The following is a 19,176-nucleotide window of genomic DNA, read 5'->3' as shown; positions in this document are numbered from 1 at the left end:
GGGCCGGCTCCTGTACGTCGTGGCCGTCGCGTCGTACGAGGTCACGCTGCCCGTTGCCCGGGGTCACACGCCGAGTTGCAGGCCGTCCGCAGCCTCCTCGACCATGGCGAGTCCCAGCCGGCTGATCCGCACGGCGAAGGGGGCGCCGGCGACGCGCAGCCCCGTCAGGCCGAGTTCTCCGAGCGGGGCACTCGGCACCGGGCGCAGGGTGACCGTGCGGGCGGGGGCGTCGGGGCGGATACCAGCGAGAGCGGTGAGCATCAGCACCACCGAGGCCGCGGCGGTGGCCGCAGGTCGGCAGGCCGCCGGATGCGGGAGGGGAGCACTGCCGGCGGCACGCTGTTCGCCGGCGAACATCTCGGGCAGCCGGTGGTCGAAGTGTGCCGCTGCTTCCAGCAGCCCTCTCAGCAGGCCGGCGGCTTCCTTCTCGTAACCGGCGGCGGCCAGTCCGGCGACGGCGAGCGCGCTCTCGTGGACCCGCACGGCTCCGCTGCGGTGGCCGAACGGGTTGTGTCCCGCCTCCTTGGTGCCAAGACCCCGCAGCCCCCAGCCCGCGTCCATGGCGGGGCCGCCGAACAGCCTGGCGAGGTGTTCGGTCTGCACCTTGTCCAGCAGGCCCGGAGCGAGCCGGCCGGAGCCGAGCAGCCCGGTGTCGAGCAGGTGGACTGCGGTGGAGCCCAAGTGCGGCACGGGGCGGCCGTCCGGCGACAGGGCCGCGGCGGGACGGCCGCCGCCGTGGTCCTCGAGCCAGAAGTCGATCCGGAAGGCGGACCGCATGGTCTCCGCCCACTGCCGCAACTCCGTGGCGCCCGGTCTGGCGCAGGCGTCGAGGAGATCGGCGCCCAGCAGCGCCGCGCGGTACGCGTGGGCCTGAGTCTCGCAGCGGGCCGGCCCCGCGGCTCGCGGGTCGTGGAGGTAGGTGCCGTCGCCGACGGTGGCGCGCAGCCAGGTCAGGCAGCGTTCGGCCGCGGGCAGCAGTTCCTGCGTCTCCCGCTCGGGAAGTCCCCAGCGGCGGGCCTCGGCGAGCAGGACGGGGAAGAGCAGCGTGGCCTCCGTTCCCGTGCAGCCAGGTGGGAGGAGCGGGCCGGCGTCGCGTCGTGGCCCCGGGATCATGCCGGCCTGGGGTCCAGGGCCCGGGAGCTGGGTGCGGGCCAGAGTGCGCAGCGTGCCGGCGGCGAGGCGGGTGCCCAGGGGCAGGGTCATGCGGGCGGCGGCGAGGGCTTCGCCGGGGGACAGTCCGCAGCGCCATGGCGCACCGGCGGCGAGGTAGACGTCGGCAGGGTGCGCGGGGTCGCGCAGGAGCAGCGCCTGGAGGTCGGCGACGGCCGCGTGCAGCAGGGGGGCCACCCGGGGATCGTCACCGGCCGCGCGGGCAGGTGCGAGTGGGCTGGTCGCGGCATGCCCCGCGGCCCGCAGCGGACCCGCGCCGTCGGGTCGCACCCTGAGTTCGACGACTGCCGTCCCGCTCGGTGGCAGGTCCAGCTCCCAGCGCAGCAGCCCGGCGGACGCCAGGGCGTCGGAGGGTGGCGGGTCGGCGGTGACGCAGGCGGCGGCGCCGGCCGTGGCCCAGCGCAGGCCCGAGTCGCGGACCGTGGCGGGGAGTTCGGGGCCCGCACGGCCGGAGGCGATGGTGCCGAGTTCCGCGAGGTCTGTACCGAGGGCGACCTCGACGGGCAGGCGCAGGTGCCGCAGAGTGGCGTTGCGCAGTGTGATCCGTTCGGTGCCGGCGGCGTGGCGCGTCCGCTCGACGAGCACATCGGGGTCGGGTCCCGGTGCCTGGGAGACGCGCAGCGTCCCCACGAAGCGGGCGCTGTCGGCTCCGGTCATCCTGGCCTGCACGGCCAGGGGTTCGCGGCCGGCCACGCGCACCTGGCACCGCGAGAGCAGGCGTCTGCCGCCACGGTAGAAGCCGTCCAGTCCCCGTCCGGACAGTTGTCCCAGCTCGCCGGAGATGGCGAGGCCGGGCAGAGCGACACAGACCAGCGCGGTGTGCGTGGGCGGCAACTCGGGCGCCGGGCGGGGGCCTGGAGCGGTGCGGGCCGGAGGGGGTGGGGCAGGTCGACGGGCTCCGGCGGGGACCGGGGACGGGGGGTTGCCATGGGTGGCCGAGGCCTGGGGACGCCGGCCCGAAGACGGCGCCGGCGAGACACCGGTGGTCTCCGGTGCGGACGGGTCGGCACCGCTGGTCGGGAACGGCTCACGCCTGTCCCAGGGCGGACGTTCGTCTTCGGCTGCGGGCGGAGTCGGCTGCTGGTGCATGGGGTCGCTTCTTCTGCGCTCGGTGCGCCTCGGACGTGCTGAGCGGCCGTTGGGGCACCCCGGGGGACAAGGGTCGTGCGGCGGCACGGCCCGTCCAGGCGTTCCGCCACTCAGGTGAACGGAGGGGGACTCGTCGGGGTCACGGTTCGCTCCGGGGAAGCCGACCGAATGGCGGCTTGGCGATGCGGCGGCGATCTTTGTCAGCGCGCTCCCGAGCCGCCCGGTCTGCGCTGCGCGGACAGGTACGTGTCCGTCCGGGCGGCATCCCGCGCTCATCCGTCGTCCCCCTCTTGCTCGCGGTGACCGCTCCTCATCGGGGCGCCACTGGGCGTGTCGTCGGGTGCGTCCGCCGCACACCTGCGGGTGCCGCCCGTGGCCCGGGTGCCGGGCCGTGAGGGTTCGGTGGCCGACGGTCGGGGACGGGAGCCGGTGGGCCGCCGCCGGCCGCCGGTGGGCCGAACGGCGTGAAGCCCGTCGCCGCCGTCCGTGGACCGCACTCGGCGACGTCGGCGCGGACGCGTCCCCGGGCCCGGTTCGCCACCGTGATCGTCCGTCGTCGGCGCACCGGATCCGGGCGCCACGGCCGCAGCTTCGGCAGGCTCGGTCCGAGCCGGCTCCGTCACCGGTCGGACATCCTCCACGGTCTCCACCGGCGCCCGTCCCGAGCGTTCGGCGCGCAGGCAGTGACGGATCGCCTCCGGGTCCAGGCCCTCGTTGCAGGCCTGGTGCAGCAGGCGGGCGAAGAGGTAATCGGGGTCCGCGCCCAGTGCCATGGCCAGTGCCTCACGGGCCTCCAGTTCGTCGCCCGTCGACCAGGCGACCCAGCCGGCCAGCGTCAGCGGGGCGGCGGCGTGCTCACCGTAGGGGCCGACGCAGCGGCGAGCCAGGGCGCGCCAGAGCCGTAGGGCCGGGCCCGCGTCCTCGCCCTCCATCCATGCGGCCGCGCGGTCACGGGTCGTGCGGTCCTGGAGTCCGAGAACGAGCGTCGCCGCCTCGTCATGGCCGAGCAGGTCGTCGTCGCGCAGGTCGGCAGGATGCGCGCCGGACACCGGCGCCGCTGCGGCGAAGCGGCGGATGACGCGCTCGGCGAGGGCGAGGGTCTCCTCCGCGACGTCCGCGCGGGTCGCCTCGTCCAGGATGCGGGGCACCAGGGCCATGCCGGCCGCGTCCAGCGCGATCTCCTGCTCCAGCGCCGCGGTGGTCTCCCAGGGTTGCAGCCTGGCGCGCAGCTCCCTGAGGGTGCCGCGGACCTGGATGCCGGCGTAGGTGGCGGCGGCGGCCAGCACGGAGGTGCCGGGCAGGCCCATCGGCGAGCCGTCCTCGGGACAACAGCCCTCGATCGGGCAGCAGTAGCTCCAGAAACGGCCGTCCGAGATGCACAGTGCCTCGATGACCGGCACGTCGAGGTTGCCGCACTCGACGCGCAGCACGTGGGCGAGCCTCTCGAGTCGGCGTTTGACGTCCCGGCCCGACTCGCCCGGGGCCGGTTCCTGGCAGACGTAGGCCACCATCTGCTCCGGCCGGGCGCCGCGCCGCTCGCTGCCGGTCACCAGTCCATGCGCCAGCTGTCGTGCGGCCGCCTCCCAGTCCTCCTCGCTCGCGGGGATGCCGAGCCTGGCCCGCCCTCCGAACCTGCCCTTGCCTTCGCGGTCGTGGAGGGCGACCAGCACCATGCTGTCCTCCGGGCGGTAGCCGAGCAGGTAGGGCAGGGCGTCGGCCAGCTCGGCCGGGGTGCGCAGGGTGACCTGCGTGTCGTGTGCGGACGCTGCGGTCGACGGCTCCCGTCCCGAGAGGTCGCTGTTTTCGAAGGGTCCGGTCGTTTCGCTGTGATTCGTCATGCGCAGACGATCTCGCGGATCTTGAGACTCCGCTTGAGTCTGTGGATAAGTCGAATCAGGGACACGACAAGACCGTCTCGGTTGTCCACAGCCGTGGCCCGCGGCCGCCCGGATGTCGGTCCCGTCCTGTTGTATGGACCGCATGGAGCACACGAGCAACGCGGACCTCCGGGCCCAGGCCGACGCCGTCCTCGCCCGGCTCGTCGGGGATGCCACGGGCACGGCACGGCTGCGCGAGGACCAGTGGCGGGCGATCGAGGCGCTGGTCGCCGACCGGCGCCGGGCCCTGGTCGTGCAGCGCACGGGATGGGGCAAGTCCGCGGTGTACTTCGTGGCGACCTCGCTGCTGCGGGCCAGAGGAAGCGGGCCCACGGTGATCGTCTCGCCGCTGCTCGCCCTCATGCGCAACCAGGTGGAGGCCGCGGGCCGGGCCGGTATCCACGCACGGACGATCAACTCCGCGAACACCGAGGAGTGGGAAGCCGTCCAGGGCGAGATCGCGGCCGGCGAGGTGGACGTCCTGCTCGTCAGCCCGGAGCGCCTGAACAACCCCGACTTCCGCGATCAGGTCCTGCCCAAGCTGTCCGCGGCGACCGGGCTACTGGTCGTGGACGAGGCCCACTGCATCTCCGACTGGGGCCACGACTTCCGTCCCGACTACCGCCGGCTGCGCACCATGCTCGCCGACCTCCCGCCCGGCGTCCCCGTGCTGGCCACCACCGCGACGGCCAACGCGCGGGTCACCGCCGATGTCGCCGAGCAGCTGGGCACCGGCGGCACTTCGGACGCCCTGGTACTGCGCGGGCCGCTGGACCGGGAGAGCCTGAGCCTCGGCGTGCTGCGTCTGCCGGACGCCGCGCACCGGATGGCCTGGCTCGCCGACCATCTCGACGACCTGCCGGGATCGGGCATCGTCTACACGCTCACCGTGGCCGCCGCCGAGGAGGTCACCGCCTTCCTGCGGCAGCGCGGGCACATCGTGACCTCGTACACGGGCAAGACGGAGAACGCCGAACGGCAACAGGCCGAGGACGATCTGCTCGCCAACCGGGTGAAGGCCCTGGTCGCCACCTCCGCGCTCGGTATGGGTTTCGACAAGCCCGATCTCGGTTTCGTGGTCCACCTCGGCTCGCCCTCCTCCCCCATCGCCTACTACCAGCAGGTGGGCAGGGCCGGCCGTGGCGTCGAGCACGCCGAGGTACTGCTATTGCCGGGCAAGGAGGACGAGGCGATCTGGGAGTACTTCGCCTCGCTGGCCTTCCCTTCCGAGGACCTGGTCCGACGCACCCTGGACGTCCTCGCCCGGGCGGACGGAGCCCTGTCGCTGCCCGCGCTGGAGCCCCTCGTCGAGCTGCGCCGCTCACGGCTGGAGACCATGCTGAAGGTCCTCGACGTGGACGGGGCGGTGCGGCGGGTCAAGGGCGGCTGGATCGCGACCGGACAGCCCTGGTCGTACGACGCCGAGCGCTACGACTGGGTCGCCCGGCAGCGCGCGGCCGAGCAGCAGGCGATGCGTGCGTACGCGTCCACCTCGGAGTGCCGGATGGAGTTCCTGCAGCGCCAGCTGGACGACGAGGGCGCCAAACCGTGTGGCCGTTGCGACAACTGCGCGGGCCCGCGTTTCACCGCCGACATGTCCACGGCGGCACTGGACGCCGCACGGAGCGACCTGGGCCGTGCGGGAGTGGAGGTGGACCCCCGGCGGATGTGGCCGACCGGCCTGCCGGCCATCGGCATCGATCTCAAGGGCCGCATCCCGGCCGGTGAACAGGCGTCGCAGGGACGGGCTCTGGGGCGGCTGTCGGACATCGGCTGGGGCAATCGGCTGCGCCCCCTCTTCGCGCCCCGGACACCGGATGCGCCCGTGCCGGACGACGTGGCGCGAGCCGTGGTCGACGTGCTGGCCGACTGGGCCAGGGGACCCGGCGGCTGGGCCTCCGGCGGGTCCGATGCGCAGGCCCGGCCGGTGGGTGTGGTCACCATCGCCTCGCGCACCCGGCCCCGGCTGATCCAGTCCCTGGGTGCCCGGATCGCCGAGATCGGCCGGCTTCCGCTGCTCGGCTCCGTGGAATACGCCGACGAGGTGCCCCGGGTGCCGCGCAGCAACAGCGCGCAGCGGCTCAAGGCCCTCGACGGCGCGTTGACGGTGCCGCCCGCCCTCGCGTCGGCGCTCGCCGAGGCTCAGGGGCCCGTCCTGTTGGTCGACGACTTCACGGAGACGGGCTGGACGCTCGCGGTCGCGGCCCGCCTGCTCAGGAGGTCCGGTGCGCGGGGGGTGTTGCCACTGGTCCTCGCCGTCCAGGGATGACCCCGCGACCGCCGGAGACAACGGAACGTGACGTGACCCGGCGCCTCAGGCGTCATCGGCCCGCCCGGTGGGTAGGGATATAAACCCCGCACCACCAGATAACCGGCGGTGACGCCAATTGCTCGTTGCCGCTTTGTAGTTCGGCAGGAAGAATTGAGATCCGCTCCCCGCACGGCTGGTCCCTGCTCCGGTTGGGCTTCGCTGCGGTGCGCGCTCCCCCGAATCCGACCTCGCCCGCAGTATGGGCGCGTAGCCGAAGGGAGGAACGTGACCTTCGGATTCGCCTCGTCCTCGGCGGCCTCGTTGTCGACGTCCGCGTCCGCCGCCTCCGCCAGTCGCCTGCTCGAGCCGGCGGAGTGGGCTGCCGCCGGAATCCCCCTGCTGCGCAACCCCCGTGAGGTCGTCAGCGGGCTGCACGCCCGCCATCACCCGCAGCCGTCCACGGCGATCGTGGCCGTACTCGATCCGGACGAGAGGCTGCGTGCCAGCGCCTCGTTCACCCGCCGTCCCGTCCTGGCCGACGGCTGGATGTTCCGCAACGCGCTCCTGGACCAGCTGCGCCGGGTCATTCCGCACGACCTACGGCGCCGCACCCCCGTCCGTACGGCCGTACTGCTGTACTGCCGTGAGGGAGACGGGCGTTGGACGGAGGAGGACGGGGCCTGGATGTGGGGGCTGCGCGACGCCTGCACCTTGCACGGGCTGCGGTGCGGGGCGTACATCACGCTGACTCACGAAGGCTGGCAGGTGCTCGGCGAGGGACGCGGCGGACGCCGGCCCAACGCTCACTCCGAGCCGGAGTCCTTCGCCATGTCGGAGTCCCCGCCACTCACTCCCCGCACCGGCGGCCCGGTCTCCGAAGTACTGCGCCGCGCTGCAGCACGTTGAGGAGCGCGGCACCGGTACAGTGCGGCCATCGGCGCCGCCGACCTGCGCACGGGAGGAAAGCCGGCATCTGACCGCCACACCGGGGGCGCGCGTGATCGGGGCGCCGAGCAGCACAGGTCGGCTCCTGGATGCGCCCCGCGGCCGTACGAGATCCACTCTCAGTGCTCTCCGTACGGCTACGCGGGTACGGCTCAGGGCGCGGCCTCGGCGGGTCCCGGTGCGGCGACCTGGGCCGGTCCGCTTGCCACCGCTGCTCGCTGCCGGCCCGCCGGACTGGCCGAGAGATGCCCCACGGGTGAGGCAGCCGCCGGCCGTCCGAGCACGCCAGGACCTGCGAGTACGCCACATACCGCACCGTGCGGAAACCCTCGGCGCGGCTCCTACGTCAGCCCGGTGCCCCGAGCCGCCGTACGCGGCTCAGACGCCGGCGCCCAGCACCGAGTTGATCTGCTGCGGGTCGCCGCAGACGATCAGCAGCGCACCGGCCCGGGAGTGGGCCAGCGGGAGGGCGGCGGCAGCGGCGGATGCGGGGCCTCCGTTGACGGCCACGACGACCACGGGGCGGGACGCGGCGCGCGCGGCGATGGTGGCGTCCGCGTAGAAGACGTCGTCGCCGGCGTCGTGCTGGGCCCAGTAGGAGGCTTCACCGAAGGACAGTTCGTGCTCGGCCCACGGGTGCTGGGCACCGGTGGTGAGCACGAGCACGTCGCCGGGGGCGCGACCCGAGTCCAGGAGCAGGTCCACCGCCTCTTCCGCGGCGTCGAGCGCGCCCTCGGCAGAGGCCGGGATCAGCTGGATCTGGGGACTCGCCGTCGCCGTAGGTGCGGCGGGAGCGGCCGGGCCGGACGGGCCCGGCTTGGCCGGAGCCACGTCACGCGGCGTGCGCTGCACCGGCGGCGTGGGCCGCAAAGGGCCGGGACGACCGGGGCGCGACGGAGCCGCGGGGCGGGGGCCGGGTACGGGGCGGGGGGTCGGCGCGGTGCGGCCGCTGGCCGGAGTGGCGCGGGGACCCTGGGCACTCTCGTGAATCTGAGGCTCCTCGGGAATGAGAGGCATGAGCTGATTTTTATCAAACGTTGGTGCGGCGCGGATGACCGGGTGGCACATCAGTGCGAGCGGAATCGTCAGAAATCGAAGCCGAGCTGACCCTCGATTTCCGGAACGCCTCCGTCCACCCAGCTGCGGACCTTCTTGAGGTGCCGCCACTGAGGCAACGCATCAAGATACGCCCACGACAACCGGTGATGCGGGGTGGGCCCCCGCTCCTCCAGTGCGGCCTTGTGCACGGGCGACGGATACCCGGCGTTGTCCGCAAAGGCGAAGTCTGCATGGTCGATACCCAGTTCGGCCATCATTTTGTCGCGCTGAACCTTGGCGATCACCGACGCCGCCGCGACGGCCACGCACGAACGGTCACCCTTGATCACCGTGCGCACCTGCCACGGGGCACCGAGATAGTCGTGCTTCCCGTCGAGGATGACGGCGTCGGGGCGGATCGGCAGAGCATCCAGGGCACGGACTGCGGCGAGCCGCAGCGCCGCCGTCATCCCCAGGTCGTCGATCTCCTCGGGGGAAGCATGCCCCAGCGCGTAGGCCGTCACCCATGTCCGCAGGATCTCGGCCAGTTCCGTACGCCGCCTGATCGTCAGTAGTTTGGAGTCGGTGAGGCCCTCGGGCGGGCGGCGCAGGCCGGTGATCGCCGCGCAGACGGTGACGGGTCCGGCCCAGGCGCCGCGCCCCACCTCGTCGACACCGGCAATGACCTTCGCTCCGGTCGTGGCGCGCAGGGAGCGCTCGACGGTGTGAGTAGGCGGTTCGTACGGCATGGCGCCCTTAGGGTACGCCGCCGGGATCGTCACGCGACACCCCGGTCGCCGGACCAGTACCAAGATCGCCGACCTGAGCGGTCAGCCCCCGTGGCGACGCAGCAGCGGGAGCATCAGCTGGTCGACCATCCCCTCGAGTTCTCGATCGCTCCATTCGCTTGCGCACACCTTCGAGCGGTACATCATCATGGCCGGGACGGCATCGAAGACATAGCCGTTCGCCGCGTCCGCGCGGACCTCACCTCGCTCTATACCTCGGGTGATGACGTCGCGGAGCAGCTTGACGGTCGGCTCCACCACCCCTCCCACGATCACGCCCTGGAAGCGCTCCGCTTGCACTTGATCGCACTCGTGAAGGACTGCGCGCAGAGCGGCACCGGGGGCGGAGTACATGATCTGCCGCACCTGCCGGCACAGGGCGAGGAGATCCTCGCGAACGCTCCCGAGGTCCGGGGCCGTCTCGACCCGAGGCAGCCCGGCCTCCAGCGCGTTCGCGACGAGATCCTCCTTGGAGGGCCAACGGCGGTAGACCGCGGCCTTGCCGGTCTGGGCGCCGGCCGCGACGCCTTCCATGGTCAGACCCTTCCAGCCGACCTCGCCGAGCTGTTCCAGAGCGGCGTTCAGGATCGCACGCTCCAGCACCGCACCACGCCGGCGAGGGGGAGCCGTCCTGGCAGGGGAGGCCGTCCAGCGCGAGGTAGCCATCTGTTTTTCTCCAGCATGCATGGGAAGCGGGGGTTCCGGGGCAACGGGGGGCGCCACGCAGCAGCAACAGGGGGACGCGATGCGGGGCGCGCGATTAAGTGAACGCTTGCGTTCACTGTTGGGGACTCACTACCGTGGACGCGACAGTGAACGCGAGCGTTCACTAATGCCTTTATGGGGGACCCATAGTGACGACCTCTCAGCTGCTCAAACACCAGAAACCGGGCGCTGCCCGACGGGAGGGGCATCCCGGCATCGCACTCACCGTCATCGCGGCTTGCCAACTCATGGTGGTACTCGACGCGACGATTGTGAACATCGCGCTCCCGCACATTCAAGACGCGCTCAAGTTCAGTACCACCGATCTCACTTGGGTGGTCAGCGCCTACACGCTCACCTTCGGCGGACTGCTGCTGCTCGGCGCGCGGGCCGGTGACATCCTCGGCCGCCGCCGGGTGTTCATGACCGGCATCCTGCTGTTCACCTTCGCCTCGCTGCTGGGCGGCCTCGCCCAGGAACCCTGGCAACTGCTGGCCGCACGCGCCCTGCAGGGCGTCGGGGGCGCGATCGCGTCCCCGACCTCGCTGGCACTGATCACCACGACCTTCCCCGAAGGCCCTGAACGCAACCGGGCCTTCGGCGTGTTCGCCGCCGTCTCCGCGGGCGGTGGGGCCATCGGGCTGCTCGCGGGCGGCATGCTCACCGACTGGCTCGACTGGCGGTGGGTGCTGTTCGTCAACGTGCCCATCGGCGTACTGATCGCGGCGCTCACACCGCTGTACATCACTGAGTCCCAGCGGCATCCCGGACGCTTCGACATCGCCGGTGCGGTGACTTCGACGGCAGGTATGGCACTGCTGGTCTACGGGTTCATCCGCGCCGCGGAGGACGGCTGGCGGGACGACCTCACCATCGGCTCGTTCGTCGCGGCCGTGGTGCTGCTGCTGGCCTTCGTCTTCACGGAGAAGCGGGCGAAAGAGCCGATCACCCCGCTCAGGATGTTCGCCGACCGTAACCGCTGGGGCACCTACGTGATCATGCTGTGCCTGGCCGCGGCGATGTTCGGCATGTTCTTCTACATAGTGCTGTTCGTGCAGAACGTCCTCGGCTACAGCGCCATCAAGGCCGGATTGGCCTTCCTCCCGGTGACGGTCGCGATCGCGGTCGGCGCGGGCGTGTCCCAGCGCTTCCTGCCCACGTTCGGCCCCAAGCCGTTCATGGTGGTCGGCTCGGCGCTCGTGGTGATCGGGCTGGTGTGGCAGACCTTCATCCGGCCCGACAGCTCCTATGTCGGCGGGGTCCTGGGCCCGATGCTGGTGTTCGGCCTCGGCATGGGCCTGAACTTCGTGACGGCCACCGTGACCGCCGTCACCGGTGTCGCCCAGCATGAGGCGGGCGCGGCCTCCGGCTTGCTCAACGCCACGCAGCAGGTGGGCGGTTCGCTCGGGTTGTCCATCCTGACCACCGTCTTCGGCTCGGCCGGGAAGGACGAGGCGGAGAAGCAGTTGCCCAAGTTCCTCGCCGAGGGTTCGCCTGAGCAGAAGGCACAGTTCGCCAAGACGCACCAGCTGCCCGCGCCCTGGGGGCACGAGGTCCTCGCGCACGGTATCTCCACCGCCTTCGTCCCCGCTGCCGCGATGGCCGCTCTGGCCTTCCTCACCGCCTGGCTGGTGATCAGGGTCCGCAAGAGCGATCTCGACTCCCTCGCCGGCATAGCGGGCCCGGGCATCGGCTGACCCGCCCCGAGCCGCGCGGAGCCACGGCCGGCCGGACCGCTGCCCGGGCCCAGAGGGCACATGCGGCGCTCCGGCCGGCCGCACCGCGACCGCCCGTGACGACAGCACAACCAGAACGGGAACCAGCAGCAGACCCAGCCACACCGAAGCCATCGCACACCCCCTCAGACACCAATGCCCGCCTCTCCGCCCGGCCCCGACGCCGGAACGACCTGCCGCGGATACACGAAGAACGGGCGGCGGTCACGGAGAGTTCCCGCCGAGCACGGAGAGTTTACGCACCGGTCGACACGGCCGGACATCAGTGCCGGTCAGGGACTCGGAGCAGCGCGGGCCAAGGAGTCAGCGCGGGGACCGGACCGACGTACGGGCGCCCGCGTACCGCCCCTTCAGAGGCCCGTGGGCACCCACTCCGGCAGTGCCTCGGTCCGCTCGACCCATTCCGTGGGCGGCGCCCCCGCCTTACCAGAGGCGAGCACGCCGCCCACGATGGCGCAGGTCGTGTCGACGTCCCCACCCACCTGGGCGGTCGTCCAGAACGCCGTCTCGAAGTCACCGAGGCTCCGCGCGGCGGACCACACGGCGAAGGGGACGGTGTCGTGGGCCGTCGTCCGCCGCCCGCACCCCAGGACAGCCGCGACGGTGGCCGCATCGCCGTAGTCGAGCATGTCACGGGCGCGGCGCAGGCCCTGGCCGACCGCGCTCTTGGGCACCAGGGCGATGACTCCGTCCAGCAGCGCCTCGGGGGTGGGCGGCCCGCCCGGCGAGCCGGCCAGTGCGGCGGCCGCGGCGACGGCCATGGCCCCGACCACGGCCTCCCGGTGCTGGTGCGTGGGATACGCCGAGATCTCGGCCTGATGGGTGGCCTGCTCCGGATCGTCCGCGTACCAGGCACCCAGAGGAGCGATCCGCATCGCCGCGCCGTTGCCCCAGGACCCCTGTCCGTTGAAGAGCCCGGCGGCCAGCTCACGCCAGTCCTCACCCTCCCGGACCAGGCGCAGCAGCCGGTTGACCGCAGGTCCGTAGCCCCGGTCGAAGTCATGGTGCTCGGCGAAGGAGCGGGCCAGCGCATCCTGGTCGACGCGCTGGTGCGCGGCGAGAACGGCGACCACGGAGCAGGCCATCTCGGTGTCGTCCGTCCACTGCCAGGGGCCCGCCGGCAGCTCACGTCGCTTCAGCAGGGGGTAGTTCACCGGCACGAAGTACTGGGAGCCCAGGGCGTCCCCCACGGCCAGTCCGCGCAGGCTCGCCAGGGCGCGCTCCAGGCGCCCGAGGGAAGAGGAGTCAGCGGTCATCGCTCTGCCACTCTATCCGCTGACCCAGTACGGCACCGGCTCACGCCAGCGCTCGAAGGGCCGGTCGAGTGTGTACTTGCCGTCCTCCCCCAGAACGAGCATCCGCATCTCGGCGTTCCCGGGATTCGACAGCGACTCGAATTCCGCGACCGTCCAGTGGAACCAGCGCATGCAGAACAGTCGCATCGCGAGGCCATGCGTCACCAGGAGAACGTTCGGCGGATGGTCCGGGTCCTCGAAGCTGCGGAAGAGGCTCTCCAGGAAACCGCCGACCCGGTCGTACACGTCGGCACCGGACTCTCCCTGCGGGAACCGGAAGAAGAAGTGCCCGTAGGCGTCGCGGTAGGCCTTCTGCAGGCGCACGTCGTCACGGTCCTGCCAGTTGCCCCAGTCCTGCTCGCGCAGCCTGGGCTCCTCGCGGACGCGTATGAGGTCGGGGTCGAGGTGGAAGGCTTGGAGCGTCTCGTGCGTACGACGGTACGGGGACACGTACACGCTGACGCGCTCCCGGCCGAAGATCTCCCGGAGCCTCTCGCCGGTCTCCTCGGCCTGCAGCCGGCCGCGCTCGGTCAGTGCGAGGGCGTGGTCGGGCTCGCGTTCGTACACGGAGTCGTCAATGTTCCCGGTTGACTCGCCGTGCCGGACAAGGACGATGCGCCGTGGTCGTGCCATGCCAAAACCCTAGATCGAGCGGGGGCAAGTCGAGCACTCGTAAGGGCTTCATACGGCGTAGGTCACACGAATCCAGCGTCTGGTGTGCTTGGCGGACACCCGTGCGGCACATCCAGGTGGTGCATTTGATTTTCAAACCCATCCGCGCCGGGCTCAGACCGTCCAGGACGGCTCCAGGTCCACGATGTCCCCCGAGAGCGCGGCGACATCCGCTTCTGTCTGGGCTCGCAGGGCGAGGCGTTCGATGCGCTCGGTGCGGTACTTGCCGTGCTCGGCCGCCGACCGCCACATCGAAAGGATCAAGAACTCCGGCTCGGGCGCCTCGGCGAACATGCCGCGGATCATGCCCGGCGAACCGGCCATCGCGGGGTTCCAGACCTTCTCCTGCATGAGCGTGAAGTGCTCCACGCGTTCTTCGTGCACCTGGCACAGGGCGACCCGGATCAGATCGGCGTCGGTGAACCGCGGCTCGAAACCCGTCTTCACGTCGAAGCGGTACTCGAAGAGTTTGACCTGGGCGTCCTTGAACGTGCCGGACTGGGCGGCCGCCAGGCGGTCGTGGGAGCGGGCCATGAAGGAGTCGTAGAAGGCGCGGCTCTCCCAGAAGGCGAAGATGTGCGCCACCCCCTGCCGCTGCCGGCTCCAGCCCCCGCCCTGTCCCCGAAAACCCGGCTCCCCCAGAAGCCCCGCCCATTTCCGCTGCCCCCGCTCGAAGCCGCGGCGGTCCACCACGGTGCAGCGAATCCACTTGACCAGCACCGCGCCATCGTAAGGCCAGCGGGCGTGGCGTCGGTCACGCTCCGGTGGAGATCGCCCGCGCGTGCGCCCCCGCGCGCGTGGCACGATGGACAAGCAGGCCTGACTCCGCGGGAGTTGGGGGTGAGGGATCTTCAGGGGGAAGGGAAAGCCTGGTGACCGGCTTCAGCAAGGGAATCCGCAAGGTCGAGGTCGCGCTCAAGTGGGATCCCAGTCCGGCGGGTCAGCCGCCCACCGATCTCGACATCGTCGCAGCGACCTTCTTGTCCGCAGACCCGTACGGGGCTCCGGCCTATCTGGTGCACTTCGACAGCCGTTCGCCGGATGGCACGATCCTCCTCGACCGGGACAGCACGGACGGCAAGGGCTTCGGCTGGGACGAGGTCATGACACTCGAGCTGGACCGTCTCGACGGTCGCTACGCGCGCGTGGTGGTGGGTGTCGTCATCCAGCAGCGCTCTGGGCACAGGACCTTCGCCCACGTCCTGAATCCGGCCATGCGCATCCGGGAGGGCTACACCGTGCTCGCCGAGGACGACTTCGGTTCGGTCCTCGGGGCGACCGCCGCGACGTTCGCCGAGTTCGTACGCGACGACTCCGGCGAGTGGACGTTCCGTCCCGGTCTGCACGGATTCGACGAGGACCCGGCGGCCTTCACCCGGATCATGGGCAGGGGACACCGGCCGTGAACCCCGTGGTCGCCTACAAGTAAGGGGCGCCGGCTCTTGCCGGCGCCCCTTACCTCATGAGCCTCGTGTCATCAGCTGCAGCCGCTGGTCGAGCCGCAGCCCTCGCAGATGTAGCAGGAACCGGCCCGCTGCATCTTCGTACCGCAGGAGAAGCACAGCGGGGCGTCGGCCTGGATGCCCAGCTGCATCTCCACCAGCTCGGCGCTGGTGTGGGCCTGCTTCGGGGCGGGCTTGGCCACCTCGGGCTCGGCCTTCGGCGTGGCGACCGCCTTCAGCTCCTGGGCGCGCGGCGCCGACTGGGCCAGGCCCTCGACGTCGACCTCGTCCTCGGCCGGCTCGTAGGAGCCGGTCTCCAGGTGACGCTGGCGCTCCTCGGCGGAGTGGATGCCGAGCGCGGAGCGCGTCTCGAAGGGCAGGAAGTCCAGCGCCAGGCGGCGGAAGATGTAGTCGACGATCGACTGCGCCATCCGCACGTCCGGGTCGTCCGTCATGCCGGCCGGCTCGAAGCGCATGTTGGTGAACTTCGAGACGTACGTCTCCAGCGGCACGCCGTACTGCAGACCGACGGAGACGGCGATGGAGAAGGCGTCCATCATGCCCGCGAGGGTCGAACCCTGCTTCGACATCTTCAGGAAGACCTCGCCGAGACCGTCGTCCGGGTAGGAGTTGGCGGTCATGTAGCCCTCGGCGCCGCCGACCGTGAAGGACGTGGTGATACCCGGGCGGCCCTTGGGCAGGCGCTTGCGGACCGGGCGGTACTCGACCACCTTCTCGACCGCGGTACGGATCGTCTCCTCGGCCTTCTCGGTGATCTGGGCCTTCTCGTCCTCCTTCTTCTTGGCGGAGAGAGGCTGCCCGACCTTGCAGTTGTCACGGTAGATCGCGAGCGCCTTGACGCCGAGCTTCCAGGCCTCGTAGTAGATCTCCTCGACCTCCTCGACGGTCGCCGTCTCCGGCATGTTGACCGTCTTGGAGATGGCGCCCGAGATCCACGGCTGGATCGCGGCCATCATGCGGACGTGGCCCATCGGGGAGATGGCGCGCTCGCCCATGGCGCAGTCGAACACCTCGTAGTGCTCCTGCTTGAGACCGGGGGCGTCGATCACATTGCCGTGCTCGGCGATGTGGGCGACGATCGCCTCGATCTGCTCCTCCTGGTAGCCCAGGCGGCGCAGGGCCTGCGGGACGGTGCCGTTGACGATCTGCATCGAGCCGCCGCCGACGAGCTTCTTGAACTTCACCAGGGCGAGGTCGGGCTCGACACCGGTGGTGTCGCAGGACATCGCCAGACCGATGGTGCCGGTCGGGGCGAGCACGGACGCCTGGGAGTTACGGAAACCGTTCTTCTCACCGAGGCGCAGCACGTCCTGCCAGGCCTCCGTGGCGGCGGCCCACACCGGGGTGTCCAGGTCGTCCATGCGGACGGCCGTGCCGTTGGCGTCGGCGTGCTGCTTCATGACGCGGTTGTGGGCGTCGGCGTTGCGGGCGTAGCCGTCGTAGGTGCCGACGACGGCGGCCAGCTCGGCGGAGCGGCGGTAGGCCGTGCCCGTCATCAGGGAGGTGATGGCGCCGGCCAGGGCGCGGCCACCGTCGGAGTCGTAGGCGTGGCCGGTGGCCATCAGCAGGGCGCCGAGGTTGGCGTAGCCGATACCGAGCTGGCGGAACGCGCGCGTGTTCTCACCGATCTTCTGGGTCGGGAAGTCCGCGAAGCAGATCGAGATGTCCATCGCGGTGATGACCAGCTCGACGACCTTCTGGAAGCGCTCGGTCTCGAAGGACTGGTGGCCCTTGGAGTCGTCCTTCAGGAACTTCATCAGGTTCAGCGAGGCCAGGTTGCAGGACGTGTTGTCCAGGTGCATGTACTCGCTGCACGGGTTCGACGCGGTGATCCGGCCGGACTCGGGGCAGGTGTGCCAGTTGTTGATGGTGTCGTCGTACTGGATGCCCGGGTCGGCGCAGGCCCACGCGGCCTCGGCGATCTTGCGGAAGAGCGCCTTGGCGTCGACCTCCTCGATGACCTCACCGGTCATCCGGGCGCGCAGGCCGAACTTGCCGCCCGTCTCGACCGCCGTCATGAACTCGTCGTTGACGCGGACCGAGTTGTTGGCGTTCTGGTACTGGACGGACGTGATGTCGTCGCCGCCCAGGTCCATGTCGAAGCCCGCGTCGCGCAGGACACGGATCTTCTCCTCTTCCTTGACCTTGGTCTCGATGAAGTCCTCGATGTCGGGGTGGTCGACGTCGAGCACGACCATCTTGGCGGCGCGGCGGGTGGCGCCACCCGACTTGATGGTGCCGGCGGAGGCGTCGGCACCCCGCATGAAGGAGACGGGGCCGGAGGCGTTGCCGCCGGAGGAGAGCAGCTCCTTGGAGGAGCGGATGCGGGAGAGGTTCAGGCCGGCGCCGGAGCCGCCCTTGAAGATCATGCCCTCTTCCTTGTACCAGTCGAGGATCGACTCCATGGAGTCGTCGACGGACAGGATGAAGCAGGCGGAGACCTGCTGGGGCTGCGGGGTGCCGACGTTGAACCAGACCGGGCTGTTGAAGCTGAAGATCTGGTGCAGGAGGGCGTAGGCCAGCTCGTGCTCGAAGATCTCCGCGTCGGCGGGCGAGGCGAAGTACTTGTAGTCCTCACCGGCCTTCCGGTACGTCTTCACGATGCGGTCGATCAGCTGCTTCAGACTGACCTCGCGCTGCGGGGTGCCGACGGCGCCCCGGAAATACTTGCTGGTGACGATGTTGACCGCGTTCACCGACCAGAAGTCGGGGAACTCGACGCCACGCTGCTCGAAGTTGACCGAGCCGTCGCGCCAGTTGGTCATGACGACGTCACGGCGTTCCCACGTCACCTCGTCGTACGGGTGCACGCCCGGGGTGGTGTGGATGCGCTCGATACGCAGCCCCTTGGTCGCCTTGGCGCCCTTGGCTCGGGAACCTCGTGCCGGACCGCTCGCCGTCTCTGTCATGCCGCCTCCCTGTACGGGCAAAAACGCCCTGAAGTGCCGCGTTTGTTCCGTGGCACATGTTCTGTCTTGTGTCGCGGGCACCCTCAGCTGCCGCCCGCAACAGGTCTTCGATCGCCGCCTCCCGGCCGGAACCCGGGGCTCCTCCCGGTTTCCGGCCCGCCGGTCAGTCGGCGGCGTGCGCGGGCACAGGGACCTGGTCGGTCCCGCCGGGCCCGCGTTCGCCTTCCTGGCTCCCCGCTCCCGCGTCTTCGTCGTCCGCGGCGGGGCCTCGCGTGGCCTCCCGCAGTTCCGCGATGGCGGCCTCGAAGTCCTCGAGCGAGTCGAACGCCCGGTAGACGGAGGCGAATCGCAGATATGCGACGAGGTCGAGCTCCTGCAACGGGCCGAGTATGGCCAGCCCCACGTCGTGGGTGGTCAGCTCGGCGCTTCCGGTGGCCCGCACCGCCTCCTCGACCCGCTGGCCGAGCTGGGCGAGTGCGTCCTCGGTGACAGGCCGCCCCTGGCATGCCTTGCGCACGCCATTGATGACCTTGGTACGACTGAAAGGCTCGGTGACTCCGGACCGCTTGACCACCATGAGCGAGCACGTCTCCACGGTCGTGAAACGACGGGAGCAGTCAGGGCACTGGCGGCGCCTGCGGATCGACGTGCCGTCGTCGGTCGTACGACTGTCGACCACACGGCTGTCGGGGTGCCTGCAGAAGGGGCAGTGCATGATCTCCAACCCTCCTCACAGCAGACTCAAAGGCCTCGCCGAACCCCATGAGCCCCGCGAAGCAGCCCTAAGCATAGGCGATCGCTGAGCCATCTCAGACCCGGGGGACCACAACTTGTGGGCTGCTGTAGCCATCCAACCACTAGATGTGGGGATCGGCTCATACATAGAGGCAAAATCGCGTGTCGTCACGAAACGATCGCCCCCGGTCGTCGAGGGCGACCCGCCCGAACACGCGGACGCAGAGTCGTACCGCTGTGGCACTTACGGAGATACCGTGGGCGCCGCACGGAGGACGCGTGGGACTCCGGCGCAGAAGGGGCCCGGTTCCCGGCGGACCGGATTCCGGATGGCAGACTGGGGACGCGGCCCACGAGGCCGGCAGCCCCCGGCGGTGAAGAGTACAACAATGGGCACTTTTGTCCGCTTGGTGCCGCGTTAGCCATACACCCAGACACATGATCGCGGCAGGTGAATCGCACTTTTTCACTCGAACGTGTGTTTGGCGCAACCTTTCGAAAGC

General features: G+C 70.7%; 14 protein-coding genes. 4 read left to right on the top strand and 10 right to left on the bottom strand.

Features of this window, described 5'->3' with window-relative positions; genetic code table 11:
• Positions 1–63: 63 nt before the first annotated feature.
• Entirely contained in the window at positions 64–2,004 is a 1,941-nt protein-coding gene (locus tag ACGFRF_RS31905; RefSeq protein WP_393745920.1) for a glycogen debranching N-terminal domain-containing protein, read from the bottom strand.
• Between the two features lie 527 nt (positions 2,005–2,531).
• On the bottom strand, positions 2,532–4,097 hold the full coding sequence (locus ACGFRF_RS31900; RefSeq protein WP_393745918.1) for a DUF4192 domain-containing protein: 1,566 nt from the start codon (positions 4,095–4,097) through the stop codon (positions 2,532–2,534).
• 142 nt (positions 4,098–4,239) lie between these two features.
• Here ACGFRF_RS31900 and ACGFRF_RS31895 point away from each other — a divergent pair, with 142 nt between their 5' ends.
• Complete coding sequence (locus ACGFRF_RS31895; RefSeq protein WP_393745917.1) at positions 4,240–6,405, top strand: RecQ family ATP-dependent DNA helicase; 2,166 nt, start codon at positions 4,240–4,242, stop codon at positions 6,403–6,405.
• A gap of 267 nt (positions 6,406–6,672) precedes the next feature.
• Complete coding sequence (locus ACGFRF_RS31890) at positions 6,673–7,293, top strand: hypothetical protein (RefSeq protein WP_393745915.1); 621 nt, start codon at positions 6,673–6,675, stop codon at positions 7,291–7,293.
• 417 nt (positions 7,294–7,710) lie between these two features.
• Here the strand turns inward: ACGFRF_RS31890 and ACGFRF_RS31885 are convergent, their stop codons facing one another.
• From ACGFRF_RS31885 to ACGFRF_RS31875, 3 genes are all read right to left on the bottom strand, one after another.
• A complete protein-coding gene (locus ACGFRF_RS31885; protein ID WP_393745913.1) occupies positions 7,711–8,349 on the bottom strand; it encodes a hypothetical protein in 639 nt (212 codons plus the stop codon).
• 68 nt (positions 8,350–8,417) lie between these two features.
• Positions 8,418–9,119: a ribonuclease HII gene (locus tag ACGFRF_RS31880; protein ID WP_393745911.1), complete on the bottom strand. Its 702-nt coding sequence runs from the start codon at positions 9,117–9,119 to the stop codon at positions 8,418–8,420.
• Positions 9,120–9,200: 81 nt separating this feature from the next.
• On the bottom strand, positions 9,201–9,824 hold the full coding sequence (locus tag ACGFRF_RS31875; RefSeq protein WP_393745909.1) for a TetR/AcrR family transcriptional regulator: 624 nt from the start codon (positions 9,822–9,824) through the stop codon (positions 9,201–9,203).
• Between the two features lie 188 nt (positions 9,825–10,012).
• Here ACGFRF_RS31875 and ACGFRF_RS31870 point away from each other — a divergent pair, with 188 nt between their 5' ends.
• A complete protein-coding gene (locus ACGFRF_RS31870) occupies positions 10,013–11,560 on the top strand; it encodes an MFS transporter (protein WP_393745907.1) in 1,548 nt (515 codons plus the stop codon).
• A 389-nt stretch (positions 11,561–11,949) separates the two neighbouring features.
• Here the strand turns inward: ACGFRF_RS31870 and ACGFRF_RS31865 are convergent, their stop codons facing one another.
• The 3 genes from ACGFRF_RS31865 to ACGFRF_RS31855 all read right to left on the bottom strand — a co-directional run bounded on the left by ACGFRF_RS31865 (position 11,950) and on the right by ACGFRF_RS31855 (position 14,286).
• On the bottom strand, positions 11,950–12,855 hold the full coding sequence (locus tag ACGFRF_RS31865; RefSeq protein WP_393745905.1) for an ADP-ribosylglycohydrolase family protein: 906 nt from the start codon (positions 12,853–12,855) through the stop codon (positions 11,950–11,952).
• A 12-nt stretch (positions 12,856–12,867) separates the two neighbouring features.
• Entirely contained in the window at positions 12,868–13,527 is a 660-nt protein-coding gene (locus ACGFRF_RS31860; protein ID WP_393745903.1) for a histidine phosphatase family protein, read from the bottom strand.
• Between the two features lie 153 nt (positions 13,528–13,680).
• Positions 13,681–14,286, bottom strand: a complete 606-nt coding sequence (locus tag ACGFRF_RS31855) for a YdbC family protein (protein ID WP_393745901.1) — start codon at positions 14,284–14,286, stop codon at positions 13,681–13,683.
• A 152-nt stretch (positions 14,287–14,438) separates the two neighbouring features.
• On the opposite strand from ACGFRF_RS31855, the gene ACGFRF_RS31850 reads away from it, so the two are divergent.
• Positions 14,439–14,972, top strand: coding sequence for a TerD family protein (locus tag ACGFRF_RS31850; RefSeq protein ID WP_393745899.1), 534 nt, complete (start codon positions 14,439–14,441; stop codon positions 14,970–14,972).
• Between the two features lie 71 nt (positions 14,973–15,043).
• On the opposite strand, the gene ACGFRF_RS31845 is transcribed toward ACGFRF_RS31850, so the two are convergent.
• Complete coding sequence (locus tag ACGFRF_RS31845) at positions 15,044–17,938, bottom strand: vitamin B12-dependent ribonucleotide reductase (RefSeq protein WP_393745897.1); 2,895 nt, start codon at positions 17,936–17,938, stop codon at positions 15,044–15,046.
• 163 nt (positions 17,939–18,101) lie between these two features.
• Positions 18,102–18,653 carry a transcriptional regulator NrdR gene (nrdR, locus tag ACGFRF_RS31840; protein WP_393745895.1) on the bottom strand — a complete coding sequence of 184 codons (552 nt, stop codon included), beginning with the start codon at positions 18,651–18,653 and terminating at the stop codon, positions 18,102–18,104.
• Positions 18,654–19,176 lie beyond the last annotated feature (523 nt).

This window comes from Streptomyces sp. NPDC048521 (assembly GCF_043199855.1).
Classification (GTDB): domain Bacteria; phylum Actinomycetota; class Actinomycetes; order Streptomycetales; family Streptomycetaceae; genus Streptomyces.
The sequence above is the reverse complement of the archived record's forward strand: the minus strand, read 5'-3'. Positions and strand labels throughout refer to the sequence as shown.